General features: G+C 66.3%; 22 protein-coding genes. 11 read left to right on the forward strand and 11 right to left on the reverse strand.

From position 1 onward, the window contains the following. Positions 1-74 precede the first annotated feature (74 nt). From AC3A3W_RS14230 to AC3A3W_RS14240, 3 genes are read right to left on the reverse strand one after another with little or no spacing between them, the layout of a single operon-like run. Complete coding sequence (locus AC3A3W_RS14230; RefSeq protein ID WP_487443681.1) at positions 75-386, reverse strand: AzlD domain-containing protein; 312 nt, start codon at positions 384-386, stop codon at positions 75-77. Then, on the reverse strand, positions 383-1,183 hold the full coding sequence (locus AC3A3W_RS14235) for an AzlC family ABC transporter permease (protein WP_487443682.1): 801 nt from the start codon (positions 1,181-1,183) through the stop codon (positions 383-385). The genes AC3A3W_RS14230 and AC3A3W_RS14235 overlap by 4 nt, the downstream gene beginning before the upstream one ends. Positions 1,184-1,214: 31 nt before the next feature. Then, positions 1,215-2,099, reverse strand: a complete 885-nt coding sequence (locus AC3A3W_RS14240; RefSeq protein WP_487443683.1) for a glycerophosphodiester phosphodiesterase — start codon at positions 2,097-2,099, stop codon at positions 1,215-1,217. Positions 2,100-2,149: 50 nt separating this feature from the next. Here AC3A3W_RS14240 and AC3A3W_RS14245 point away from each other — a divergent pair, with 50 nt between their 5' ends. Continuing rightward, the gene (locus tag AC3A3W_RS14245; protein ID WP_487443684.1) at positions 2,150-3,487 is read left to right on the forward strand and encodes a DUF445 domain-containing protein; all 1,338 of its coding nucleotides are present in this window, start codon (positions 2,150-2,152) and stop codon (positions 3,485-3,487) included. A 211-nt stretch (positions 3,488-3,698) separates the two neighbouring features. Further along, the gene (locus tag AC3A3W_RS14250) at positions 3,699-5,876 is read left to right on the forward strand and encodes a M1 family metallopeptidase (RefSeq protein WP_487443685.1); all 2,178 of its coding nucleotides are present in this window, start codon (positions 3,699-3,701) and stop codon (positions 5,874-5,876) included. 21 nt (positions 5,877-5,897) lie between these two features. Here the strand turns inward: AC3A3W_RS14250 and AC3A3W_RS14255 are convergent, their stop codons facing one another. The 3 genes from AC3A3W_RS14255 to AC3A3W_RS14265 form a co-directional block, all read right to left on the reverse strand. Further along, positions 5,898-6,647, reverse strand: a complete 750-nt coding sequence (locus tag AC3A3W_RS14255) for a LamB/YcsF family protein (protein WP_487443686.1) — start codon at positions 6,645-6,647, stop codon at positions 5,898-5,900. Beyond that, on the reverse strand, positions 6,631-7,458 hold the full coding sequence (locus AC3A3W_RS14260) for a hypothetical protein (RefSeq protein ID WP_487443687.1): 828 nt from the start codon (positions 7,456-7,458) through the stop codon (positions 6,631-6,633). Before AC3A3W_RS14260 ends, AC3A3W_RS14255 begins: the two co-directional genes overlap by 17 nt. Positions 7,459-7,558: 100 nt before the next feature. Beyond that, entirely contained in the window at positions 7,559-8,149 is a 591-nt protein-coding gene (locus AC3A3W_RS14265) for a hypothetical protein (RefSeq protein ID WP_487443688.1), read from the reverse strand. Between the two features lie 61 nt (positions 8,150-8,210). Here AC3A3W_RS14265 and AC3A3W_RS14270 point away from each other — a divergent pair, with 61 nt between their 5' ends. Beyond that, entirely contained in the window at positions 8,211-9,617 is a 1,407-nt protein-coding gene (locus tag AC3A3W_RS14270) for an MFS transporter (protein WP_487443689.1), read from the forward strand. Positions 9,618-9,655: 38 nt separating this feature from the next. Here AC3A3W_RS14270 and AC3A3W_RS14275 read toward each other — a convergent pair whose 3' ends face one another. The 3 genes from AC3A3W_RS14275 to AC3A3W_RS14285 form a co-directional block, all read right to left on the reverse strand. After that, entirely contained in the window at positions 9,656-12,028 is a 2,373-nt protein-coding gene (locus AC3A3W_RS14275; protein ID WP_487443690.1) for a glycoside hydrolase family 65 protein, read from the reverse strand. Positions 12,029-12,139: 111 nt separating this feature from the next. Continuing rightward, complete coding sequence (locus tag AC3A3W_RS14280; RefSeq protein ID WP_487443691.1) at positions 12,140-12,886, reverse strand: HAD family hydrolase; 747 nt, start codon at positions 12,884-12,886, stop codon at positions 12,140-12,142. A 395-nt stretch (positions 12,887-13,281) separates the two neighbouring features. Continuing rightward, entirely contained in the window at positions 13,282-13,896 is a 615-nt protein-coding gene (locus tag AC3A3W_RS14285; protein ID WP_487443692.1) for an alpha/beta hydrolase, read from the reverse strand. A 169-nt stretch (positions 13,897-14,065) separates the two neighbouring features. On the opposite strand from AC3A3W_RS14285, the gene AC3A3W_RS14290 reads away from it, so the two are divergent. The 7 genes from AC3A3W_RS14290 to AC3A3W_RS14320 all read left to right on the forward strand — a co-directional run bounded on the left by AC3A3W_RS14290 (position 14,066) and on the right by AC3A3W_RS14320 (position 19,849). Beyond that, entirely contained in the window at positions 14,066-14,323 is a 258-nt protein-coding gene (locus AC3A3W_RS14290) for a DUF6458 family protein (protein WP_205652118.1), read from the forward strand. A 260-nt stretch (positions 14,324-14,583) separates the two neighbouring features. After that, positions 14,584-15,402 (forward strand): DeoR/GlpR family DNA-binding transcription regulator, encoded by an 819-nt coding sequence (locus AC3A3W_RS14295; protein WP_487443693.1) that lies wholly within the window; start codon positions 14,584-14,586, stop codon positions 15,400-15,402. Next, positions 15,399-16,397 carry a 1-phosphofructokinase family hexose kinase gene (locus AC3A3W_RS14300; RefSeq protein ID WP_487443694.1) on the forward strand — a complete coding sequence of 333 codons (999 nt, stop codon included), beginning with the start codon at positions 15,399-15,401 and terminating at the stop codon, positions 16,395-16,397. Before AC3A3W_RS14295 ends, AC3A3W_RS14300 begins: the two co-directional genes overlap by 4 nt. A gap of 2 nt (positions 16,398-16,399) precedes the next feature. Continuing rightward, complete coding sequence (locus tag AC3A3W_RS14305) at positions 16,400-18,457, forward strand: PTS fructose transporter subunit IIABC (protein ID WP_487443695.1); 2,058 nt, start codon at positions 16,400-16,402, stop codon at positions 18,455-18,457. 52 nt (positions 18,458-18,509) lie between these two features. Continuing rightward, positions 18,510-18,788, forward strand: a complete 279-nt coding sequence (locus tag AC3A3W_RS14310; RefSeq protein ID WP_076799084.1) for an HPr family phosphocarrier protein — start codon at positions 18,510-18,512, stop codon at positions 18,786-18,788. 284 nt (positions 18,789-19,072) lie between these two features. Beyond that, positions 19,073-19,543 carry an SRPBCC family protein gene (locus tag AC3A3W_RS14315; protein ID WP_487443696.1) on the forward strand — a complete coding sequence of 157 codons (471 nt, stop codon included), beginning with the start codon at positions 19,073-19,075 and terminating at the stop codon, positions 19,541-19,543. Between the two features lie 39 nt (positions 19,544-19,582). Beyond that, positions 19,583-19,849: a DUF7218 family protein gene (locus AC3A3W_RS14320; RefSeq protein ID WP_487443697.1), complete on the forward strand. Its 267-nt coding sequence runs from the start codon at positions 19,583-19,585 to the stop codon at positions 19,847-19,849. Positions 19,850-19,889: 40 nt separating this feature from the next. Here AC3A3W_RS14320 and ku read toward each other — a convergent pair whose 3' ends face one another. Beyond that, positions 19,890-21,050 (reverse strand): non-homologous end joining protein Ku, encoded by a 1,161-nt coding sequence (gene ku / locus AC3A3W_RS14325; RefSeq protein WP_487443698.1) that lies wholly within the window; start codon positions 21,048-21,050, stop codon positions 19,890-19,892. A 40-nt stretch (positions 21,051-21,090) separates the two neighbouring features. Here ku and AC3A3W_RS14330 point away from each other — a divergent pair, with 40 nt between their 5' ends. Then, on the forward strand, positions 21,091-23,643 hold the full coding sequence (locus AC3A3W_RS14330; RefSeq protein WP_487443699.1) for an ATP-dependent DNA ligase: 2,553 nt from the start codon (positions 21,091-21,093) through the stop codon (positions 23,641-23,643). A 119-nt stretch (positions 23,644-23,762) separates the two neighbouring features. On the opposite strand, the gene AC3A3W_RS14335 is transcribed toward AC3A3W_RS14330, so the two are convergent. Beyond that, complete coding sequence (locus AC3A3W_RS14335; protein WP_487443700.1) at positions 23,763-24,023, reverse strand: hypothetical protein; 261 nt, start codon at positions 24,021-24,023, stop codon at positions 23,763-23,765. Positions 24,024-24,155 lie beyond the last annotated feature (132 nt).

Here is a 24,155-nt window from a genome sequence, read left to right on the forward strand (position 1 = left end):
CAGAATTCAACAACACCAGGCTCCATCTCACGATCTACTCATTCACACCCAGCGTCACACGTCAATGCTGCCCCTCAGTTCCAGCCGGCCAGCCGCAGCAAGGCTGCAGTTCCCGCCCCCGCAATGACAACCACCAGAAAGGGAGCCCGGAACAGCAGTGCGACGGCGGCTGCAGCCAGGGCGCCGACGCGGGCGTCCAGGACCAGGGACGGGCCCGCCGCCACCGCGTTGACGATCGTCAATGAGGCCAACAGGCCGATCGTCATTGTTCCGGCGATCCGCGATGTCCGCGGATTTTGCAGCAGCGTGGCCGGCACGAGGTACCCCACGAGCTTCCATGCATAGGCGAACAGGCACGACAGCAGCAACCACATCCAGAGGTTCACCGGGCATCACCCGGCGCGGTCCCCGGTTCTTGGCTGGGCGTTTGTTTGTGCCCGTGGCCGGGCCCGTGATGGTGCCCGGTGTACGGATCGATGTCAGGCTCCAACCCTTCATCCCTGGGCCCATGGCTGAACCATCCGATGAGGGCGGCCACTGCCGCGGCTGCGAGGATCGGCACACCGGCCGGAACAAACGGCACCGCCAGCACGGTGGCGAGCGCGCAGACGATGGCGATGGCCACCGGTTCCCTGCCCTTCAGGCGGGGCCACAGCAGCGCCAGGAAGGCCGCCACCGCAGCGCCGTCGAGCCCCCACTGCTTGGGGTCTCCCAAGGCGCTCCCGGCCAGGGCCCCGACGGCGGTGAAGACGTTCCACAGCACAAAGATGCCGATCCCCGCGGTCCAGAATCCGCGCTGCTGTTCTGCCGGGTCCGTCTGCCCGGTGCTCGTGGCGGTGGATTCGTCGATGGTCAGCTGGGCGGCTGCGTACTTCCGCCACCCCGTCGGATGCAGCAGGACGTTGAGCTGCATGCCATAGATTCCGTTGCGCATCCCCAGCAGGGTGGCAGCTCCCATCGCGGCCAGTCCGGACCCGCCGCCGGCCACCACGCCGATGAACGCGAACTGTGAGCCTCCGCTGAACAGCAGCAGGCTAAGGGCCATGGTCTGCCAGAAGTCGAGGCCGGAGGTCACCGAAAGGGCGCCGAACGAAACGCCGTACAGTCCGGTGGCGACGCTGATGGACAGGCCCACGCGAACCGCCGGGGACCCCAGTAACCGGGCAGGCCAAGTGATGGGCATGGCTCCACTCAATCACAGCGGCGCACGGGAACTAAGCCGGCTGCAGCTGGGCCAGAACCTGGGCGGGCCTGTTCGTGGTGATCTCGTGAATCCCGAGCCCAATGCACAACGCCACATCCTTCTCGGCATCCACAGTCCACACCCGGAATCTGCGGCCCGAATCCAGCCAGCGCCGGACAGTGCCGGTGTGCTCGCGGACATACCCGATGCCGGGCCCGGCGATGCCGACTTCGCAATCGTTGAGGATCCGTTCGCCCTCCAGCTGGGCGGCCTTCATGACGTTCGCAACGGCGCCGCCCGTCAGCGGCCCAAGACCCAGCTCTTCCCGGATTCCGGCGACATTGACGTCATCCACCAGTTGGCAGATGAATTCAGGGGGCACCGCCTTCCGCAGGTGGCGCACGGCATCCGGACTGAAACTCATGAACGTGATGCTGATGTTGTCCAGCCGGGACGTCCGCGCGTCCCACCCCTCCGCCTGGAGGACTTCCAGCACCCGATCCTCGAGTTTCAGCTGGTAAGGGCTGGGGTGCTTCAGTTCGATGGCCAGTCCGATGTCCCGCCCGGAATCCCGGAGGAGGTCCAGCAGGTCGGGGAGGGTGAGGAACTGGTCCGAGCGGGGGCCGTATTCCTCCGGGATGCGGACGCCCTTCCACGACGAGAAGTCCAGCAGCCGCAGTTGGTTGATGGTCCGTTCGGCCACAGGCCCGGTTCCGTCCGAGGTGCGGTCCAGATTCGCGTCGTGCAGCAGGACCACGTGCTGGTCCCTGCTCAACTGCACATCGCACTCCACGCCGTCGGCACCGTCGGCAAGGGCCCGGAGGTAGGCCGCCCGGGTGTGCTCCGCGAAATCCGCGCTGGCGCCCCGGTGCGCATAGACCAAGGGACGGGGTCGAAGTGACTCGTCGGTTGTCATGCTGACACGTTAGCCGACTGCTGCCGGTGAAGCGGGGCTAGGCTGGGCACATGCAGGTGAATTCTGAGCCAACCACGCAGCCAGCCGCCCCACCCTCCGGCCCTCCCCGCCAAGCGGGTCCTGCCGTCGGGCCGCACCAGCTCAGCCCCGGAGACGCCGAAAAAGCCGCCGCACTGCGGAAGATGAAACTCGTGGCGCTCTCCCTGCTGATCGCCCTGGCCGTCGTGTTCGTCATCGCGTTTGCACTGCAGAAGCAGTACCCCTGGCTGGAATATGTCAGGGCCGCGGCTGAGGGCGGCATGGTGGGCGCCCTCGCGGACTGGTTCGCTGTGACGGCCCTGTTCAAGTACCCGATGGGCGTGAAGATCCCGCATACCGCCATCATTCCCCGGCGCAAGGACCAGATCGGGGCATCGCTGGGAGAGTTCGTGGAAACCAACTTCCTCTCCGAGCAGGTGGTGCAGGACAAACTCTCCAGCATCAACATCTCCGGCAAAGTGGGCCAGTGGCTGTCCGGGCCGGGCGGTGCCGAGCGTGTGGCCAAGGAGGGCGCTGCCGTCATCCGTGGCACTTTCAAGGTCCTGAACGACGACGACGTCCAGGCGGTCATCGAGAGCATGGTCCGAAAGCATCTGCTTACCCCGCCATGGGGGCCTCCGGTGGGACGGATGGCCGAACGGATTTTCGCCGACGGCCACCATCACCAACTCATTGACCTGCTGGTGGACCGGGCGGCGGACTGGGTGGCGGACAACCATGAGACCGTCAGCCGCCTTGTCACCGACCGCTCTCCCCAATGGGTTCCCAGCTTCGTGGATGGCCTCGTGGGCGACAAGGTCTACGTGGAGATCCTGAAGTTCACCCGTGCAGTCCAGTCGGATCCGCAGCACGAGGTGCGCAAGTCAATCGATAAATACCTGACGGACCTGGCGCAGGACCTGCAGTACGATCCCGCCATGATTGCCCGCGCCGAAAGCATCAAGGCGCAGGTCCTCGGAGATCCGGAAGTCCGCGAACTCGCCTCCCGGACCTGGGCGACCATCAAGGGCGCGCTCCTCGCCGCCGTCGACGATCCCGACAGCGAGCTGACCGTAAAGTTCAAGGCCGCCGTGCGCGATTTCGGGGCACGGCTCGTCGGCGACGACGAGCTGGCCGGCAAGGTCAACGCCTGGATCGGCGACGCCGCCGGATACCTCGTCCGGACCTACCGCTCCGACATTGCCGGCGTGATCACCGATACCGTGGCCCGCTGGGATGCGGACGAGACGTCCTCGAAGATCGAACTGCAAGTGGGCAAGGACCTGCAGTTCATCAGGATCAACGGCACCGTGGTGGGTTCGCTGGCGGGCCTGGCGATCTTCACAGTGGCACACCTGGCGTTCGGTTAAAGCCCTCAGGGCTGACACCCCAGTGCCGTCCCGGACGGGGCCGGGGCACGGACCAATCCCCGCTCGACCAATTCACCCTTGACAGGGCCAGCTGTCAGGCGCATTTTTGTGGCTACAGTACGCCCCGGCCGTTGTGCCGGCTTATCGCCCCCGGCACCGAGCCAGCTCGGCGCCGGCGCCGTGTTCCCACCGTGGTTTTGAATGAGGAGCGATGAAGTCCCTACCCTTCACTTCGGCGGCGGGCCGGCACGCCCGCTGTGGCCGGCCCTCCCAAAGGGCTGGCCTCTTGCTTTCCTGCCTGCTTTTAGCCACGGTACTGACGGCTCCGGCGACGGCAGCCGAAGGCAATTTCCAGCCCGGGGATCCGGGCATTGGCGATCCGTACTACCCTTCCGACGGCAACGGCGGCTACGACGTCACCCGCTACGTGCTTGACCTTAGCTATGACCCGGCTAGCGGCGGATTAGACGGTTCGGCCACCATCCATGCCCACGCCACGCAGAACCTCTCGTCGTTCAACCTGGATCTGGACGGGCTGGATGTGCACTCCGTCAAAGTCGACGGCCAGAGCGCGCCATACACACGCAGCGGAAGCGAGCTCACGGTGGCACCCGGGACCGGCATCCGGAACGGGACGAAATTCGAAGCCGAGATAGCCTACTCCGGCGTGCCGAGGCTTCTGATAGACCAGTTCGGCCCGTCCGGGTTCTTCCACACCGACGACGGCTCACTGGTCATCGGACAACCGCACGTGGCTGCCACTTGGTTCCCGGCCAACGACCATCCGCTGGACAAGGCAGCTTTTACCTTCCGCATCACTGTTCCCGAGGGGCGCGAGGTGGTGGCCAACGGGGTGCTCCGCGACCGTGTAACGGCGGACGGCAATGCCACCTGGACGTGGCAGGCAGACGAACCCATGGCCACGTACCTGGCGACCGCCAGCGTGGGCCAGTTCGAGCTCAATAAGTACACCAAAGACCGCATCAGCTACGTGGATGCCATCGATCCCGACCTGTTCAGCCCGGTGGTGAAGGCAAAAACCGGGAAGAACTTCGCCTGGTCCCACAGCAGCCTGGGCTCCTACGCACGCCTCACGAGAACGATCAGCGTCCCAAAGGCCGGGGCAGCACTCTCCTTCTGGCTCCAACGGAACATCGAAAACGCCTACGACTTCACCTTCGTGGAAGCACGCCCGGCCGGCTCCGACAAGTGGACCACGCTGAAAGACGACACCGGCCACACCAGCAGCGACCCGGGGATCGCCTGCCCCGCCAGGCTGGCCTTGCACCCGTTCCTCACGCACTACCTGACCGACCAGGGCGACGGCACGTGCAAGTCGACCGGCACCAGCGGACACTGGTGGGCCGCCACGGGGCCGAGCTCCGGCTGGGAATCATGGGGGGTCAACCTCAGCCGCTTCGCCGGAAAGGACGTGGAGGTTTCCATCACGTACGTGAGCGACGGCGTCCTGCCCTTCGACGGCGTGTTCGTTGACGACATCGGCGTCTCCACCGGGGAGGGCACCACATCGTTCGAGGATGACGGGAACACCAAGGACGGCTGGGCCGCCTCAGGGCCGCCCGAGGGGAGCCCGCCGAACGAGGACGGGTGGACCGCAGGCAGGGAAGGGCCTCCATCACTCGGTGACCGCGCACAGGCATCCTTCGACAGGCAGCCGGAAATCATCAGCTTCCTGTCCGGGTACTTTGGCCGTTATCCCTTCAAGGCGGCCGGCGGCATTGTGGATGACCTGGACCAGCTCGGCTTCGCCCTGGAGAACCAGACCAGGCCGATCTACTCCAAGTACTTCTTTGCAGACCAGCTCAGCGCTGACTCTGTAGTGGTCCATGAACTGGCCCACCAGTGGGTGGGCGACGACCTCGCAGTGGAGACGTGGCGCGACATCTGGCTGAACGAAGGCTTCGCCACATATGCCGAATGGCTCTGGAGCGGGCACGAGGGCCGGGAAACCCCGCAGCAGATCTTCGACTTCTACGCGGGTGCACTCCCGGCCGAGTCCCCGTTCTGGACGGTCACCATCGGCGACCCCGGGGCGGCCGCCCTGTTTGACTTCGCGGTGTATGCGCGCGGTGCCATGACCTTGCACGCCCTGCGCGCGCTGGTGGGTGACGGGGTCTTCTTCGACATTTTGGAGGAGTGGACTGAGTCGAATGCCGGAGGCAACGTTTCCACCGCCGACTTCATCAAGCTTGCCGAACGGCTCGCCGGCCGGGATCTGTCCGAGTTCTTCACGATTTGGCTGTACACCCCGACCAAACCAGGAGGGCTGAGCCCCGTGGACCGCCAGGCCCTCGGGCAGCAAAGCGGTGCACCCGGCACGGCGCGCCTGCTGGAGGAGCGGCTGGAATCCGGGATCAAGCCCCGGTAGGCCTCGCTTCAGTGCGGCCGGTCAGGCGAAGGGCTGAAGCTCCACTCCGGCGTCCTGGAGGCCCGAGCGCACCGCGGCGGCCATGCCCACGGCGCCGGGGGTGTCGCCGTGGATGCACAGCGAATCCGGGTCAACCCGCACCACCGTGCCGTCCACTGCGACCACCTCGCCTTTCAGTGCCAGGCGGACAGCCCGCTCAACGATGGGGCCGACGTCGTGCAGTACGGCACCGTCCTGCGACCGCGGCACCAGGGTGCCGTCCGGGAGGTAGGCGCGGTCGACAAACGCCTCGCGGAAGACGGGGTGGCCCGCGTCGTCGGCGTGCTTCAGCAGTTCCGATCCGGGCAGTCCGAGAACCGGCAGGCCCTCGTCATAGGCATGGATGGCGGCCACGACGGCGGCTGCCTGCTCCGCATCATGGAACGTCCGGTTGTACAGGGCGCCGTGGGGTTTGACGTAGTCGACAGACGCTCCCACGGCGTGCGCCACTCCGTCCAGCGCCCCCAGCTGGTACAGGACATCGCCGAACAGCTCGTCGAAGGACATGTCCAGGGACCGCCTCCCGAAGCCGGCGAGGTCCCGGTATCCAACATGGGCACCCACCGTGACGTCGAGCTCGAAGGCTGCCCGGCAGCTGTCCAGCATGGTGACAGGGTCCCCGGCGTGAAAGCCGCAGGCCACATTTGCGCTGGTGACAAACCGGAACATGGCGGCGTCATCGCCCATGCGCCAGGAGCCGAAGGACTCGCCCAGGTCAGCGTTCAGATCCACCGTTGCCACCTTCCGTCGTCGGAGCCGAGGGGCCCTTTCCTTCCGTTGCCGGCGCCGTGGCCCGCAACTCACCCGGAATGGTGTCCGGCATTGGGCCGAACGCTTCCTTGGCGTTGGCCACGACGGCCCGGCCCATCATGAGGTTGCCTGCTCCGCCCACCACCGCGCCGATTCCGAACGGCAATGCCCGGCCGAAGAGCGCTGTTCCCTGGCGCTTCAGCAGGCTCCGCAGGAAGACTTTCTGGACGTGTTCGCGAATGGAGCCGAAACCCGATGAGGGCATCTTGCGGGCCAGGACGTTTCCCCAGGCCTGGGTGGCGCCCTTCCCCTTGCCGAGTGCCTGGCCGCTGAGTGATCCGAGCAGCGCAGTCCCTTCCTCACCCAGCATCACGGCCATGACCAGGGTGCTGGCTTTGTCGGGGTCGGTCATCCTGATGCCGTGGAGTTCGGCCAGGGACGTAGCGTAGAGCGCCGTCGCCTCGAGGAAGGCAACCGTGGCTGCCGCCGACAGGCCGAGCGAGGCGATGGTTCCCACTCCGGGCACCACGGCGGTGGCACCCACCAGGGCGCCTCCGCTTGTGACAGCAGCCAGGTAGTCGCGTTCCAGCCTGTCGGCAAGCTTTGCGGCGGAGGCATGCGGATCGCGCCGCTGGAGCCTGCGGATGTTGGCCACCACCAAGGGCCTCTGGATGTCCACAGCCCGCAGCAGCAGATTGTGGACACCGGGCTTGGGATTGCCGTGGGCATCGAACACGGCATTGTGTGCCGTTTCCTGTGCGATTCTCATCGCCGGGTTGCGTCGCTTGGCCATCTTCACCTCTACCTCGGAGCAGCCGGCAGCAGGTTGCTGCCGTCCTGCCTTAACACTAGGCCACGCCCTGGCCCTGCGGGCCGGACGCTGGGGGCACCGGCTAGACCATCCAGGATTCAGCCACCGCAAGATAAGCGGAGGAGGAGGGGCCGCGTGGTCCCGGATAGACCGTGGGCGCGCCCGGCCATTCAACGCCGAACTCGGACAGGCGGCCTGTGCCGCACGGCAGGTAGACGTTGGTCAGGGAGGCGCTGGCGGGCCCGAGCTGGAAGTCCGGTGCGGTGAACTGCCGCCGGTCCAGTACGCCGGTGATCTCCAGCGCAGCCCGGCGCCCGGTGGCTTTGAACCCCCGCTCAAGGTCCACCCTGACCTCGAAATCGTCCTGCGTGTGGCTGATGCCGTTGAGAGGGAAGCGTACGGCCTCCGGGAAATAGCGGGTCAATTCATTGGCCAGCGTGGCGGCGAAGAACTCGTTGGAGCCGTAGCTGCGCCAGCCTTGGAGCGTGGCCACCAGCAAGGCTGTCCCTGTTCCCCACTTGGACCAGTCGGCGACCCAGAAGGATGCAAAACAGCTGGCCGGTTCACCAGGAACATGAACCCCGTGGCGGTCCACGGGGTGCAGGGCGAGGCCGTAATTGGCCCCAATCAGCGCCACGCTGCGCCGCCCGGGCGCGGCCGGTGTGTTCCCCATGCTCCGAGCCTATCCCGGCGCACCGGTTACCCTGCGGAGATGTCCGGCCTAAGATTGCAGCGTGCCCCTCCCCCGCGCTCTTCGTCCCTTTGCCCACCGCGAGTACCGCGTGCTGATCGCGGCCCTTGCTGTGTCCATCTTCGGCTCAGGAATGTGGGCCGTGGCGATGGTGTACCAAGTCATCCATCTCGGCGGCGGCCCGCTGGAGCTTTCGCTGGTGGCCACAGCGGGAAGCATCGGACTGGTCGCCTTCGTCCTTGCCGGCGGGATCGCCGCGGACCGGTTTCCGCAACGGCTGTTGATCATCGGTGTGGAAGGCGCCAACCTGGCGGTGATCGCCAGCATCAGCGGGCTTGCCCTGGCAGGATGGCTGCAGATGTGGCACCTGATGGCGGGAGCGTTCGTCCTGGGAGTGGGGGCCGCATTTTTCTTCCCGGCCTACTCCGCCATTCTTCCCCGCATCCTGCCGCCCGGCGACCTGCTGGCGGCAAACGGCATGGAAGGGACGATGCGCCCCATGCTGCAGCAGGCCGCGGGTCCTGCCGTGGCCGGCATTGTCGTTGCCGCGCTCTCCCCGTCGCATGCCGTGACGGGCGTGGCCGCCTGCCACCTGCTGGCCTTCGTCATCCTGAATTTCCTCGGCCAGCACGCCCTCGAGGCCCCGGGCAACGGCGCCGCCCGGGAATTTCATGGACACCCTCCTGACGCACACGCTGAAAGCCTGCCTGGCCGTGACCACGACGCGGCGCCTGCCGGCAGCGAGCCTGTCCCCGCGGGTGCGGAACCGCACAAGGCGTCCTTCTTCCGGGAACTCCGGGAGGGCATCAGCTACACGCTGCGGACCCCCTGGCTGCTCTGGACCCTCCTCTGGGCCTGCATCTCGGTCCTCTTCCTGATCGGCCCCATCGAAGTGCTGCTGCCGTTCGTCGTCCGCGACCAGCTGAACGGGGATTCCAGGATGTTCGGTTTCCTGCTGGCCGTCATGGGCGTGGGCAGTGCCGTTGCGTCGCTGGTTACAGCGTCGTTCAGGCTGCCGCGGCGCTACCTGACGGTGATGATGGTTTCATGGGGTGCCGGCACGCTCCCGCTGGCTGCCGTGGGAATCATGGACAGCTTCTGGTTGCTGGCCCTGGCGCTCTTCATCTTCGGCGCCACCGGCAGCGTGGGCATGGTCATCTGGGGAACCTTGCTGCAGCGTCGCGTTCCCCCGCATTTACTGGGCCGCGTCTCGAGCCTCGATTTCTTTGTCTCCCTCGCGTTAATGCCGGTGTCCATGGCACTGGCGGGACCTGCCGCGGAAGTGCTCCCTATCTGGGCGATCTTCCTCTTCGCGGGGGGCGTCTGCCCGGTAATGGCCATCGTGGCCCTGGTTGCCGCCCGGATGCCGGCCGACGAGACGGCCCACCCGCTGGACCGGCACCACGATTTTTCCGCGGACGCCGATGCGGGCGCCGACGCCAGACGCTGAGGACTTCCGTCCGCAGCCATCCGGATAAGTCCGCGGTATCAGGCGCGGGCGGCGCGCACCACCGGGATGCTTGCCGTCGGAGGGCCACTCGGGAAAACCGATGGCTCGGGCACCTCGACAGGATCGAGTGCCACGCGGACGGCATCGCTGCCGACAGCATGCACGCCTCCCCGCACATCGATATCCAGCGGCTCCCCGTCCAGGACACGCAGGGTGATGCCGGCGGGGTCGAGGTCCACTGAGAGCAGCCGTCCCTGCAGCTTCAGGTGGAAGGAGAGGCTGTCCCATTCCTCGGGAAGCCGCGGGTCGAAGTACGGGACCGGGCCCTGGTCGCGCAGGCCTGCGAAGCCGCACACCAGGGAACTCCACACGCCGCCCGTGGAGGCAATGTGCACGCCGTCGATCGTGTTGCCGTGGGAGTCATCCAGGTCGATGAATGCCGCATTGGTGAAGTGGTCCAGGGCTGCCTTCCGGTAGCCCACCTCGGCCGCCATGATGCCCTGCACGCACGCGGAGAGCGTCGAGTCGCCGGTCGTGATGGGGTCGTAGAAGTCGAAGGCGCGGCGCTTCTCCTCGGGAGTGAACTCCTGCCACTGCAGGAACATCGCGAGCACCGTGTCCGCCTGCTTCAGGACCTGGTGCCGGTAGATCACCAGCGGGTGGAAGTGCAGGAGCAGCGGGTACTTGGAGCGGGGCGTCGTCCAGTCCCATGCCTCCAGCGTCATGAAGTCGTTGTCCTGCGAGTAAATCTGGAAATGCTCGTCGAACGGCAACTGGATCCGGGCGGCCGCCGCTTCCCACAGCTGCCGTTCGGCGTCGTCAATCTCCGGGTGGTCCAGAGCGGCCGCGGCCCGCAGGTTAAACCGCGCCATGACGTTGGTGTAGAGGTTGTCGTTCACCACGGCCGTGTACTCGTCCGGGCCGGTCACGCCGTGGATGTGGAACATGCCATCCTTGCCGAAGAAGCCCAGCGACGCCCACATGCGCGCGGTTTCGATCAGCAGGTCCGCGCCCATGCCGCTGCGGAACTCGGCGTCGCCGCTCGCCCACACATACCTGTTGGCGGCAAAGGCGATGGCCGCGGCAATGTGGAACTGGGCGGTGCCGGCGGCGTAGTACGCACTGGCCTCCAGCCCGTTGATGGTGCGCCACGGGAACAGTGCCCCGTCCACGCTGAGCTCCTTGGCCCGGATCTTTGCCTCCGGCAGCATTTCGTGACGGAACTCCAGGACCTGGCGGGCGCCGTCGGGGTTTGAGTACGTCAGGTACGGCAGGAGGTAAACCTCCTGGTCCCAGAAGTAGTGCCCGTCGTAGCCGGAGCCGCTGACGCCCTTCGCGGGGATGCCGGCAACGCCGGCGCGGGCCGTGGCCTGGGCAAGCTGGAAGAGGTTCCAGCGGATGGCCTGCTGCAGCTCGGACTGGCCGCCCACCCTGATGTCCGTGGTTGCCCAGTAGTCGCGGTAGTGGGCCTCACTTTCGGCGAAGACCTCCGCCACCGTCTTCAGGCCGGCTTCGGCGGCGTCGGCCGGTTCTTCCCCGGCTTCGGCGTCCGCCGTGCCCGGCAGTCCATCGCTGGTACCGCCGGCCACCGCGTAGCTGACGCTCTTTTCAAGCCGGAAAGGCTCGTCGGCTCCGACAGCGAGCACGTACCGGACGCTGCTTTCGTCCTGGTCCACTTGGGTGTCGAACGGCTGGTGGCCTGCGGAGGTCCAGTGGTCGACGGCGATTCCCACACGCTGCTTCGACTCGGCGGCTTCCCAGGAGAGACGAAGCGAGCCGTCGCCGCCGTCGAGCTTCCCTGGCAGCAGGACGCGGCCGGCGTGGCGGCCGGCCCGGCGCGGATCGTGCGCCGAGTGGTCGTCCACCGGCTGGTCCTGCCGGTTGATCACGGATGAGGTGACGTCGGCGGAGACCGGGCGGTCCGCCGAGAGCTCCAGGGAGATGCCCAGGCAACCGCGCGACTCAAAGCCCACGGCGCGGCGCTCCACGGTGGTGACGGTGGCACCGGAACGGCACTGCCACACGACGCGGCATTCGTAGGCCCCCGTGGAGAAATCGATGGACCTGCGGTAATCCATCACTTCGGACTCGCCGAGGCTCAGCGTTTCGCCGTCGACCGTCACCGTGAAGTTGTTCGCATCGGGGATGTAGAGGATCCGCTGGCCGGTGCGGGCGAAACCGAAGGCATTTTCGGCGTGCTTGATGTCCCAGATCTCGTGGAACCCGTTGATGAAGCTGCCCGGAAGCTCCGCGTCCGCCGCAGCCCAGTGGGCGCCCCGGATGCCCAGGTGTCCGTTGCCCAGGGCAAAGAGCGTTTCCAGTGCGCCGGCGTTGCCGGGAGCATGGCTGGTCTCCACGAGCTTCCAGGGATCGTTGGGGAAGCGGTCGCGGTCAGCGGTAACGAGTGCCATGAGTGGCGTTCCTTCGGCGGTTGGAGGTGCGGCCAGGGTTGGGGATCTGGCGGGTTTTGCTGTGTTTGCCGTGCAGCGGCTTGCCGTGCGGCGGGGCGGGGCCAGCCTGGGCTAGAGGAGTTCGTCGAGGTCGTTGACCACAAGTGTGGCGCCCGCAGCCAGCAGCGTCTGGCGGCCCGCGCCGCGGTCAACCCCGATCACTGAGTGGAAGTTGCCGGCGCTGCCTGCCTGCACGCCCGAAACGGCATCCTCGACGACGACGCACTCCTCGCTGGGCAGTCCCAGCAGACGGGCTGCGTAGTCATAGGTTGCCGGGCTGGGCTTGCCGGGCAGGCCTTCCGCGGCTGCGACGACGCCGTCCACTACCACCGGGAAGTGGACATCCAGCCCCGCAGCGCGGAGCACTGAAGGTGCGTTGCGGGATGAGGAGACGACGGCGACCTTGAGTCCCCGGTCCAGTGCGGCTTCGAGGAAGCGCACCGACCCGGCGTAGGGGTCGACGCCGGAGCTGACGATGTCGTTGAAGATCTTGTTCTTCCGGTTGCCCAGCCCCTGGACCGTCTCGTTGTCCGGGTTGTCGTCGGTGGGGCCCTCGGGGAGTTCGATGTCGCGTGAGGTCAGGAAGTCCCGGACACCGTCGAACCTGGGCTTGCCGTCAATGTGGTGGAAGTAGTCGCTCTCCCGGTAGCCGGCCTTCCCGGGCACAGAGGCCAGGTAGCCGTCGAAGAGCTCCTGCCACGCACGCTCATGGACGATGGCCGTGGGCGTGAGCACGCCGTCCAGGTCGAAAAGGATGGCAGACGCGCGAGTCCAGCTCTGGGGGCTGGTGCCGGGGGTTGTGTTCAGAAGTTCAGTCATGCCTGGTGCGGTGTCCTTTCGGGGAGCGGACAGCAGTGGTTGGGGACCATGCAGGGAGGGGGCGCCATCATTGGCGGCAGATCAGGGGCGTGCTTCGCTCAGCACGGGTGAGGTGCGCGGCGCGGAGCTTCATACGGCACAGCCTTAAGTGGCATCCGGGCGCAGGCGCTCTAAGAAACGTCTTCTTCCATGATGAGGGCGATGGCGCGTCAGGGCAAACCTGCCGAATCTTCGTGCAGCATGCATCGCTCGGTCCAGCCCTTTCAACGCTCCAGCAGAGGACCGGCAGTCGCGGCCGAAGTCGAGTGTAAGCGCTTGCAGATTTACCCCGCAACTGTTTTTAACAACCTGCCATTGTTTTTAAGAACCCGCCACGCTCGACGGCCCGGCGCAGGCTACAGAACGTAGTGGCGAAGGAACGCACTGACGTCGACCATCTCGGCTTTGGACATCGCGTGGCCCATTCCCGGGTAGGTGCGCGCGGTCAGCAGGGTGTGCGCGTCCAGCCAGTCTGCGGTGTACTCGATGGCTTCCTCGTTGATCACGAGGTCCCCTTTGTCCCTGCCCCAAAAGAAGGGGGGCGGGACCTCGATGGATTCGCTCAGGGCAAGGAGATCGTTGTTCAGGACGAAGCCGGAAAGCCCGACGACGGCCGGAAACTCCCGGGGCCGCAGCCGCAGCAGCGTGCTGGCCATGGCCATTCCCTGCGAGTATCCCAGCAGGCTGACACTGCTGTGCCCGCCCTTAACGGAGTCAATCCAGGCAAGGACCGAGTTAGCGGCCGCGATGACATCGGCAAAGTCATTGGTCAAGAAGTAATCGAGGAGGAACCAGCCGTAGCCGTCCGCGACGGGCATCGGAGCCCGCAGCGCAGCACAGGTGAATTCAGCCGGGAGGTGGTCGAACAGGTTCACCATCCGCGACTCGTCGGTGCCGTAGCCGTGCATCATCACGAGCAAAGGCGTCCCGGCACGCTCACCAGCCGGCTTCGACCACACCACCGTCTCCATCGGACCAGCCTATCCAGTCCCGCACTCCTTCTCGGGCCTGACCTGCGCGTTTGATTGAAAGTACGTGTACTCGGATGTAGCCTGACGATTAACAGCATGCTTAGTAAGTGGCGCAGGGCAGGCCGTTCTTACCAAGTTGCGAGAAGCCCGCCAACGCAAGGAGCACGTCATGAGAATCGGTTCCGCTATTTTCCTCATTGCCCTGGGCGCCATCCTGGCCTGGGCCGTCACCCCCGGACTCATTCCCAATGTTGACCAGACCCTGGTCGGTTACATCCTGATGGCCGTAGGCGTCATCGGCCTGATCGCATCCCTCGTGATGGCGAACCCCGGAAGGAGCCGGCGCGTCAGTGAGTCCCGCTCGGTGGTGGACCCCAATACCGGCGAGCGCATCACCCGCAACGAAAGCCGCGACGGCGGCCTCTAGCGCCGATCGCCCTCCAGCCGATCGCACTTCGAGCGGGAAGGGTGGCCCGCAGTGAATCTCCAGCCCAAGCACCGGACCGCCGGGCCAGACCTTCGGGTCCGGCCCGGCGTTTTGGTTTCATGTTGGTTTTCCATTGACAAAGCAACATGAACGAAGATAAAGTCAAGTAATTGCAGATCATGTGATGGCAGTCACTGATCTGCAGTGACCGGACGTTTAGCAGTACTAACGCAGGGCAGTACTTACGCAATGGAGGGTATGTGTTCGCCGAGGAGCGTCAACAGCAGATCGCAGGGCTCGTAGCAGCCAGCGGCCGTGCCAGCGTGACCGACCTCGCAGAGCGCTTCCGGATCACCACCGAAACGGTCCGCCGCGATCTCGCCGCCCTCGAGTCCGCCGGCACCGTCCGACGGGTCCACGGCGGCGCCGTCTCAGCAGACCGCTTCAGCACAACTGAAGAAAGCATCCTCGAACGGACCATTCAGCGCCAGGAACAGAAGCACCGCATCGCGGAGGCCGCGCTCGCCTTCCTGCCGCAGGGGCCGTCAAGCAGCATCGTTCTCGACGCCGGATCCACCACGGAGGTCCTTGCCGACATCCTGGCACGCCGCAGCGCCGGCCCGGCCCCCTCCAAGGGAGCCAAGGGAGCGGAAAAGGACCAGGAGCTGGTGGTCATTACGCACGCCGTCCCCATCGCCGCCAAACTCGCCAGCACTCCTGGCATCGCGCTGCAGATCCTCGGCGGCCGGGTCCGGGGACTGACCAAGGCTGCCGTGGGCCAGGCAACCGTGGACGCGGCACACAAGCTCCGCCCGGACATTGCCTTCGTGGGAACCAACGGAATCCACGCCAGCTTTGGCCTCAGCACCCCCGACCCCGAAGAGGCGGCCGTCAAGGCCGCATTCGTCCATTCGGCCCGCCGCATTGTGGTGCTGGCCGATTCATCCAAGCTGGACGCGGAAACGCTGGTCCAGTTCGCCTCATTGAAGGATCTGGACACAGTGATCACTGACCGCAAACCCAGCCGAGAACTAGCCGCGGCCCTCGCAGAGGCCGGCGTGGAGGTAGTCATCGCATGATTGTCACCCTCACAGCCAACCCCAGCCTCGATCGCACGGTAGCGCTTCCCGGGCCCCTCGAGCGCGGCGAAGTGCAGCGCGCCGTCTCCGTGAGCCAGGAGTCCGGCGGCAAGGGAGTCAACGTCTCCCGCGCCCTCGTGGCGTCGGGACTGGAGACCCTCGCGGTACTTCCGGGGGCCGACTCCGATCCGGTGCTGGCTGGCCTGCGGGATGCCAAGGTGCCGTTCGCGGCCCTGGCCATCCACGAGCCGCTGCGCTCCAATGTGGCGCTCACGGAGCCGGGCGGGGTCACCACCAAGATCAACGAGCCCGGCCCCGTGCTGGATGAGGACGCGCAGGAGGCCCTCATCGGGCTGCTGCTGGAACGCGCCAAGGGCGCAAGCTGGGTTGTCCTCGCGGGATCGCTCCCACCCGGAGTTCCTGCCGATTTTTACGCCACCGTCACCCGGAGGCTGCGTTCCGCGGACACTGGAAACAGCGTTCCGCGGATCGCCGTTGACTCCTCCGGGGCACCGCTCGCGGCGGCCATCGCCGGCGACGCGGCAGGGGCAGTGTCCGGGAAACCGGACCTGCTCAAACCCAACGCCGAGGAACTCGCGGAGCTCGCTGCCGCAGCAGGTTTCGCCTCGGTGAGCACGGCTGAGGAACTCGAAGCGGATCCGGAGGCTGCCGCGGCAGCCGCCGCCGCCGTCGTGCGTTCCGGTGTGGGGGCCGTGTTGGCAACGCTCGGTTCAAAGGGCGCTGTCCTTGTAACGGCCGACGGCGCGTGGCTGGCCACGCATCCGCCGGTCACCGCGGTCAGTACGGTCGGTGCGGGCGATTCGTCGCTGGCCGGCTATCTGCTCGCCGCAGACCAGGGCGCCGCCCCGGCTGACTGCCTCCGTCAAGCTGTGGCGCACGGCGCCGCAGCCGCTTCCCTGCCGGGCTCCACAGTTCCGGCAGTCCACCAAACCACCCCCGATGCCGTAACCATCACGGCCCTCCGGAAGGATTGACAGTGACTCAGCTCATCACCACCGACCTGGTCGAGCTCGACCAGAACCTGGGCAATTCGCCCGAGGACGTGATCCGGCACCTTGCAGGCCGGGTTGCGGCCGTTGGCCGCGCCAGCGAAGTCGAGGGCCTCTTTACCGACGCCTTCGCCCGCGAGCAGAAGACCGCCACCGGCGTGCCAGGCGGAATCGCCATCCCGCACTGCCGCTCGGCAGCGGTAACCGAACCCACGCTGGCCATGGCGCGGCTCTCGCAGAAGGTCGACTTCGGAGCGAAGGACGGCCCTGCCGACCTGATTTTCTTCATCGCGGCACCGTCCGGTGCGGACCAGGAGCACCTCAAACTCCTGTCCAAGCTCGCCAGGTCCCTGATTAAGAAGGACTTCACCGGTGCGCTGCGCTCCGCATCCTCGGAGGCGGAAATCGTCGAACTCGTTGAGGGCGCCCTGGCCGACAAGCCGGCAGCGCACGCGGCCGCAACGCCGTCCGGAGAGCCGGTGGCCAACGGCGCAGGAGCGTCAGCCGGCGCAGTGCCGGGGGCTACGGGCGGTGCCACCGCTAAGAGCGGCCCCAAGCGCCTGGTGGCCGTTACAGCGTGCCCCACCGGCATCGCCCACACCTACATGGCAGCCGACTCCCTCGTCGCAGCCGCGCAGGAAGTGGGCGTCGACCTGCAGGTGGAAACCCAGGGTTCCTCGGGCGCCAAGCCCTTGGACCCTGCCGTCATCGCAGCCGCCGACGCCGTGATCTTCGCCGTGGACGTGGACGTGCGCGGCAAGGAGCGGTTTGCCGGCAAGCCCGTCATCAACGCCCCGGTCAAGCGCGGCATCGACGAGCCCGCCAAGATGGTGCAGGAAGCACTCGACGCCGCGGACAACCCCAACGCCCGCCGCGTTCCGCACTTCGGTGCCGAAGAGCAGGCGGAGCAGGAAGCCGCCGAAAAGGGCGAGCACATCGGCCAGAAGCTGAAGAGGGCACTGCTCACCGGCGTCAGCTACATGATTCCGTTCGTTGCCGGCGGTGGCCTGCTGATCGCGCTGGGCTTCCTGCTCGGCGGGTACGACATCACCGACGTCGCCGACAAGGTTGTTGTTGAGAACAACTTCGGCAACCTTCCCGAAGGTGGCCTCGCCATCTACCTCGGTGCAGTGATGTTCAAGATCGGCGCCCTGTCCATGGGCTTCCTGGTCCCGGCCCTGGCCGGTTACATCGCCTATGCGATTGCGGACCGGCCCGGCATTGCCCCAGGCTTCGTCTCCGGTGCCGTGGCCGGCTTCATGGGTGCAGGCTTCCTCGGCGGTATCGTTGGCGGCCTGCTCGCCGGCTACATCGCCCACGTGATCGGGAGCTGGGCCGTACCGCGCTGGCTGCGCGGACTGATGCCCGTCGTCATCATTCCCCTGCTGGCATCCATCGTCGCCTCCGGCCTGATGTTCATGGTTCTCGGCGGTCCGATCGCAGGCCTCACCGCTGCCCTGAACGGCTGGCTCTCCGGCATGACCGGCGCCTCGGCCGTGGTCCTCGGGATCATCCTTGGCCTCATGATGTGCTTCGATCTTGGCGGACCGGTTAATAAGGTCGCATACGCTTTCGCGGTGGCCGGCCTGAGCGCCGGCAGCGCCACGAACCAGGCTCCGTGGCAGATCATGGCAACTGTCATGGCTGCCGGCATGGTGCCGCCGCTCGCCATGGCCCTCGCCACCGTCCTGGACAAGAAGCTCTTCAGCCTGGCTGAGCGCGAGAACGGCAAGGCAGCCTGGCTGCTCGGCGCCTCCTTCATCTCCGAGGGCGCCATTCCGTTCGCCGCAGCCGATCCGCTGCGCGTCATCCCCGCCAGCATGGTGGGCGGCGCGGTCACCGGTGCGCTCACCATGGCCTTCGGCGTCACGTCGCAGGCACCGCACGGCGGAATCTTCGTGTTCTTCGCCATCGGCAACGTGCTGATGTTCATCATCTCCATCCTCGCCGGAACGGTAGTCACCGCTCTCGTGGTGCTCGCCCTCAAGCGCTGGGCGGCCCGCAAGACCGTTGATACGGTGGAGTCTGTCCCTGTTTCTGTCTGACCCGCTGGCCTCCAGCACCCCAAACCCCGCACTGCAAATGCAAGGAGCAGAAATGTCCGAACGTACCGCAACCGTCGCCAGCCGAGTGGGCCTGCACGCACGCCCGGCCGCGATCTTCGCCGAGGCAGCCGGCGAGTTTGACCTCGACATCACCATCGCCCGCGAAGGTGAGCCGGCAGACGAAGCCATGGACGCCGCCAGCATCCTGTCCCTGATGAGCCTTGGCGCATCGCACGGCGACGTTGTGGTGCTCCGGGCAGAAGGCGACGGCGCGGATGCCGCCCTCGACCGCCTGGTCCAGATCCTTGAGACGGACCACGACGCCGAATAAGGCGCTGGCAGCCTCATAGCGGCCGGCCCCTGCCACAGCTTCCCGAGAGGGCGGATGCTGCGCAGGGGCCGGCCGCCGCCGTTTCCGGACTTGTTCCGGCCCGGAATACCCCCCAACCCGGCGTGAACACAAGTTGCTAAGCAAACTTACTAGTTTCTTGTTTTTGCTCCTCTGCCCTACTAGCTTGGAACTGTAGCCCGGCCTTTCCATACCGCCCAGCCGTTCCATACCGCCCAGCCGTTCCATACCGCACCGGAGACCCCGGGCTGAAGGAGGATGACAGAGTGGCAACCCTGCACGAGAGCATTGAGGTCGAAGTTCCGGTCAGCACGGCCTACAACCAGTGGACGCAGTTCGAATCCTTTCCCCGGTTCATGAAGGGAGTGGAGTCCGTCGAGCAAATCGATGAGACCTCGCTGCATTTCCGCACCAAGGTGGCCGGCATCAAACGGGAGTATGACGCGCAGATCCTGGAGCAGACACCGGACACGTGCATAGCGTGGGTCAGCAAGGACAAGCCCCGCAATGCCGGAAGGGTCACCTTCGAACGCCTCGGAGCGGATCTCTGCCGGGTCAATGTGCAGCTCGAATGGGAGCCGGAGGGCCTCCTGGAGAGGACCGGCGCCGCGGCACACGTCGATGAAACCCAGGTCGAGTCCGACCTGCTGCGCTTCAAGGAGTTCATCGAGTCCCGCGGCATCGAAACGGGCGCGTGGCGGGCGTCCGTTAACCGCGGAGAGGTAGACGCCCCGTAGGGCAACGCCGGCGAAAGAAACACAGTCCTGGAGGGAACGATGCCCGAGAAAAAGAATCCCAGCCTGAAGGATCCCAAACTCTACGAAGAGCTTCGTGATGAGGGCGCCTCAAAGCAGAAGGCGGCCCGCATCTCGAACGCGGCCGCGCAGAAGGGCCGGTCCGCCGTTGGCCGCAAGGGCGGCAAGTCCGGGGACTACGACGACTGGACGGTGGACCAATTGAAGGCCAAAGCCAAGGAAGTCGGCCTCAAGGGCTACTCAGGCAAAAAGAAGAGCGAACTCATTTCTGCGCTCAGAAACTCCTGAGCGGCCGCTCATGGGACCGGAGGGCGGGGCGCCCGGGTTCTCAGGCGCCCTTCCTTGCCTTGGTGGCGGTGGTCTTAGTGGTGGTGGTCTTGGCGGCCGTGGTCTTAGTGGCGGTGGTCTTGGCGGCAGATTTAGCTGCCGGCTTGGACGTGGACCGTGCCCCACTCTTGGCGGGGGCCTTCGCCTCAGAGGAGGACGCCCCGTCCTGGGCACTCTTCGCAGTTCGGGCCTTGGTGCCTCCGGTCTTCGCCGTTCCGGCCTTGGAGCTGTCCGTCTTGGCTGCTGCGCTCCTGCCGGACCTGGCCCGGCCGGACGCCGGCTTGGCCGTCCCCGCTTCCTCGGCGTCGTCGTCCTCGGATTCAGAGCCGTCCTCGGATTCAGAGCCGCCAGAGTCGTCGGCTGCCCGCGTGCCTGCTCCACGTTTCCGGTCCAGGCTGCGCTTGAGCGCCTCCATCAGGTCGATCACTTCGCCGGTGCCCGATGCCGCGGCCTCGGCGCCGAAGGTCTCTTCCGTGTCCAGGGCATCGCCCTTCTCCAGCTTGGCCTCGATCAGCTGGCGCAACTGGGCCTGGTAGTCGTCCGTGAACTGCTCCGGCTCGAAATCGGAAGCCATGGACTCCACCAGCGCGGCGGACATCTCGCGTTCCTGGGCGGAGATTCGGATGGACGTATCCAGGGAAGGGAACTCCGCTTCACGCACCTCGTCCGCCCACAGCAGCGCCTGCAGCATCAGGACGTCGTCCCGGATCCGGAGGGCACCCAGGCGGGTCTTGTCCCGCAATGCAAACTGCACGATCGCCACCCGGTCGGTGTCCTCGAGCGCCCGGCGCAGCAGCATATAGGCTTTGGGCGACTTGGAGTCAGGCTCCAAGAAGTAGCTTTTCTCGAACATGATGGGATCGAGCTGCTCGGACGGCACGAACTGCACCACTTCAATTTCGTGGCTGTTTTCGGCCGGAATGGCCTTGAGCTCCTCGCGGGAAAGGATCACCGTCCGGCCGTCGTCCTCGTAGGCTTTCTCGATGTCCGCATAGTCCACCACCTGGCTGCACACCTCGCAGCGTCGCTGATAGCGGATCCGTCCGCCGTCGGAATTATGCACTTGATGGAGGCTGATGTCGTGGTCCTCGGTGGCGCTGTACACCTTGACGGGGACGTTGACCAGCCCGAATGCAATGGCACCTTTCCAGATGGCTCTCATGAGACAAGTGAACATCACCCTGCCCCGGAGGTGAAGCCCCTTGGCCGGCGGTAAGGAACGTGTCCGCGTGGCCGGCCGTGAGCTGACGCTGACAAACCTGGACAAGGTGCTCTATCCCGCCACGGGCACCACCAAGGCTGACGTCCTGGCCTACTACGCTGCGGTGGCGCCGGTCCTCATCCCGGCCGCTGCCGACCGGCCCGCGACGCGCAAGCGGTGGGTCCACGGCGTTGGGACTGCGGACGAGCCCGGGCAGATGTTCTTCCAAAAGAACCTTGACCATTCCACCCCTGGCTGGGTTCCCCGCGCCGCCATCACGCACAAGACCAGTACCAACTACTATCCGCTGGTGAACGACGCCGCGACGCTGACCTGGCTGGCGCAAATTGCCTCGCTCGAGATCCACGTCCCGCAGTGGCGCGTGGACTCCCATGGCAACGCCCTGTCCCCGGACCGGATCGTGCTTGACCTGGATCCCGGCGAAGGGGCGGGGCTGCCGGAGTGCGCCGAAGTGGCCAGGCTGGCCCGGGCCATCCTGAAGGACGTGGGGCTCGAACCCGTGCCGGTGACCAGCGGCAGCAAGGGCATCCACCTGTACGCCGGACTGGACGGCACGCAGTCCTCCGATCAGGTTTCCGATTTCGCGCACGAGCTGGCCAGGGCCCTTGAGGCCGACCATCCGGATCTGGCCGTCAGCGACATGAAGAAGTCGCTGAGGACCGGCAAGGTTCTCGTCGACTGGAGCCAAAACAATGCCGCCAAGACCACGATCGTGCCCTATTCGCTGCGTGGCCGGTTGAGGCCCACAGTCGCGGCTCCGCGAACGTGGCGGGAGCTGTCCTCGTCTTCCCTCCGGCAGCTGAACTATGAGGAGGTCATGCGCAGGGTCGAAAGCGGCAAAGACCCGTTCGCCGTCGTCGACGAGATCAGCGGACAGGCCCACGGTGCAGACTCCGGCGCGCACCGCCGCCGTGGCGGCCACGAGGACCCCCGGCTGCATAAGTACCGGTCCCTCCGGGACCGGGAAGAGACGCCGGAACCGTTCACCGCTGAAAAGCACCTCCGCGTCCAAACCAACGATGCTCCGGAAATCTTCGTGATCCAGGAGCACCACGCGAGCAGGCTCCATTACGATTTCCGGCTTGAGCACGACGGCGTGCTGGTCTCATGGGCGCTGCCGAAGGGCGTACCGGAGAGCGGCTCCAAGAACCACCTGGCCGTCCAGACGGAGGACCATCCGATGGACTACGCCGATTTCGAAGGCACCATTCCGAAGGGCCAATACGGCGCCGGCACCGTCAGCATCTGGGACAAAGGCGTCTATGAGCTGGAAAAGTGGGTCAACGGCAAGGAAGTGATCGCCACGCTCACAGGCCAGGAGGGCGGCGGCCTTGGCGGCACCAGGAAATTCGCCTTGATCCACACCGGGAAGGGCGAGGGCGGGCAGGGACAATGGCTCATCCACCTGATGGACAAGGCGCAGGGCATAAGGGGCAGGCGCGGCACTCCCCCAACGCCCAAAGCGGAGGTCACCCCGGCCGCCTCCCCGGCCGCGGCCCCGCCCAGGGATACCGGCAGCGGCACGGGCACCAGCGCCGCTGTCACCGACCCCGGTGCTGCCGCAGGCCGGAACGCCATGGTGGAGGACCCCGCCCCGATGTTGGCGACGGCCGGGACGCCGGCGGATCTGCACGGCAGCGAGTGGTTTTTCGAACTCAAATGGGACGGGATCCGTGCCCTGGTGGTGGCGGACGGGGAGAAGGTCCGGCTCCTCAGCCGCAACGGCAACGACATGTCCGCCAGCTACCCAGAGCTGACTGACCGTGGCTGCTGGCCGCCGCAGGACTTCATCGCGGACGGCGAGATCATCGCCGTCGGGCCCCGCGGCAGGCCCGACTTCGGGCTCCTCCAGGGACGGATGAAACTGACCAGACCGGGCGATGTGAAGAAGGCCCGCGCAGCCATTCCGGTGCGGCTGATGCTGTTCGACCTGCTGGCCGAGGCCGGTGAAGACCTGCGCCGGCGCCCGGCCCGGGAACGCCGGGAACGGCTCGTTGACTTTTACCGCCCGTCGGATTGCCCGGTGCAGCTGTCGGAAACACTGGACGAGCGGGTGGAGCACATCCTGGAAAGTGCGCGGGAACTCGGCCTGGAAGGCGTGATGGCGAAACGCGTCGACAGCCGGTACGTCAGCGGCCAGCGGAGCCGGTCGTGGATCAAGCTCAAGATCGAACAGACCCAGGAAGTAGTGGTGGGCGGCTGGCGGCCCGGGAAGGGCGAGCGGTCCGACACCGTGGGAGCGCTGCTGCTGGGACTGCCGGAGGGTAAGAAGCTTCGGTACGTTGGCCGCGTGGGCAGCGGCTTCAGCATGCAGGAGCTGCGGGAACTGCGCCAGACCATGGACAGGCTGGCCCGGAAGACCTCGCCGTTCGATGACGTGCCGGCCCTGGACGCCGCCGGCGCGCGCTGGATCGCGCCGGATCTCGTGGGCGAAGTGACCTTCGGGGAATGGACCGGCAGCGGAAAGCTCAGGCATCCCGTGTGGCGCGGCTGGCGCCTGGACAAAAAACCGGAGGACGTCGTCGCCGAATGACCAAAGCGGCCTGAGACGCGCCAAGCTTCCCGCGACACTCAAACGGCCTGGCGACACGCGAATTCGCGCGTCGCCAGGCCGTTTGCGTATCTTCAGACCAATTGCGGGTCCTCAGCAGCTCAGGACGAGTGCGGCATCTGGGGACGGCTGGTCCGGTGCACAGCGGTCACTGCGGCCTCCTGGCCCATGCGGCCACGGTTGTTACCGCGGTCCTTGGGATGGCGGTGCTTGCCGTTGCCGTCCGGCCACTGATGCCCGCCGCCCATCGCCGACGTTACGGCAATGGTTTCCGGCGTGGGCAGCGGCGGCCTGTCCATTGACTCGGCCAGGTGTGAGGCCACCTCCGGTTTGATGGAGCGTCCTTTATTCGTGTCAGCCATTTGTTCTTCCTTTCCCCGATGAAACGAAGCCATTGCAGGTCTGCCTTCGGGCTGCCGGTGGCCGGAGTCTGGATTTCCGGCGAGACCGGGAACACCGCGGAGGCAGGGCCTCAACAGGCGTGGACTTTTGTG

The organism is Arthrobacter sp. Soil_N43, from assembly GCF_057655195.1.

What these genes read in the sequence shown, in the direction of transcription:
- AC3A3W_RS14320 (WP_487443697.1), top strand. Translation starts at nt 19,583, where the DNA reads ATGCCCGAGAAAAAGAATCCCAGCCTGAAGGATCCCAAACTCTACGAA.
- AC3A3W_RS14235 (WP_487443682.1), bottom strand. Translation starts at nt 1,183, where the DNA reads ATGCCCATCACTTGGCCTGCCCGGTTACTGGGGTCCCCGGCGGTTCGC.
- AC3A3W_RS14260 (WP_487443687.1), bottom strand. Translation starts at nt 7,458, where the DNA reads ATGGCCAAGCGACGCAACCCGGCGATGAGAATCGCACAGGAAACGGCA.
- AC3A3W_RS14290 (WP_205652118.1), top strand. Translation starts at nt 14,066, where the DNA reads ATGAGAATCGGTTCCGCTATTTTCCTCATTGCCCTGGGCGCCATCCTG.
- AC3A3W_RS14300 (WP_487443694.1), top strand. Translation starts at nt 15,399, where the DNA reads ATGATTGTCACCCTCACAGCCAACCCCAGCCTCGATCGCACGGTAGCG.
- AC3A3W_RS14310 (WP_076799084.1), top strand. Translation starts at nt 18,510, where the DNA reads ATGTCCGAACGTACCGCAACCGTCGCCAGCCGAGTGGGCCTGCACGCA.
- ku (WP_487443698.1), bottom strand. Translation starts at nt 21,050, where the DNA reads ATGAGAGCCATCTGGAAAGGTGCCATTGCATTCGGGCTGGTCAACGTC.
- AC3A3W_RS14265 (WP_487443688.1), bottom strand. Translation starts at nt 8,149, where the DNA reads ATGGGGAACACACCGGCCGCGCCCGGGCGGCGCAGCGTGGCGCTGATT.
- AC3A3W_RS14240 (WP_487443683.1), bottom strand. Translation starts at nt 2,099, where the DNA reads ATGACAACCGACGAGTCACTTCGACCCCGTCCCTTGGTCTATGCGCAC.
- AC3A3W_RS14250 (WP_487443685.1), top strand. Translation starts at nt 3,699, where the DNA reads ATGAAGTCCCTACCCTTCACTTCGGCGGCGGGCCGGCACGCCCGCTGT.
- AC3A3W_RS14245 (WP_487443684.1), top strand. Translation starts at nt 2,150, where the DNA reads ATGCAGGTGAATTCTGAGCCAACCACGCAGCCAGCCGCCCCACCCTCC.
- AC3A3W_RS14280 (WP_487443691.1), bottom strand. Translation starts at nt 12,886, where the DNA reads ATGACTGAACTTCTGAACACAACCCCCGGCACCAGCCCCCAGAGCTGG.
- AC3A3W_RS14285 (WP_487443692.1), bottom strand. Translation starts at nt 13,896, where the DNA reads ATGGAGACGGTGGTGTGGTCGAAGCCGGCTGGTGAGCGTGCCGGGACG.
- AC3A3W_RS14275 (WP_487443690.1), bottom strand. Translation starts at nt 12,028, where the DNA reads ATGGCACTCGTTACCGCTGACCGCGACCGCTTCCCCAACGATCCCTGG.
- AC3A3W_RS14335 (WP_487443700.1), bottom strand. Translation starts at nt 24,023, where the DNA reads ATGGCTGACACGAATAAAGGACGCTCCATCAAACCGGAGGTGGCCTCA.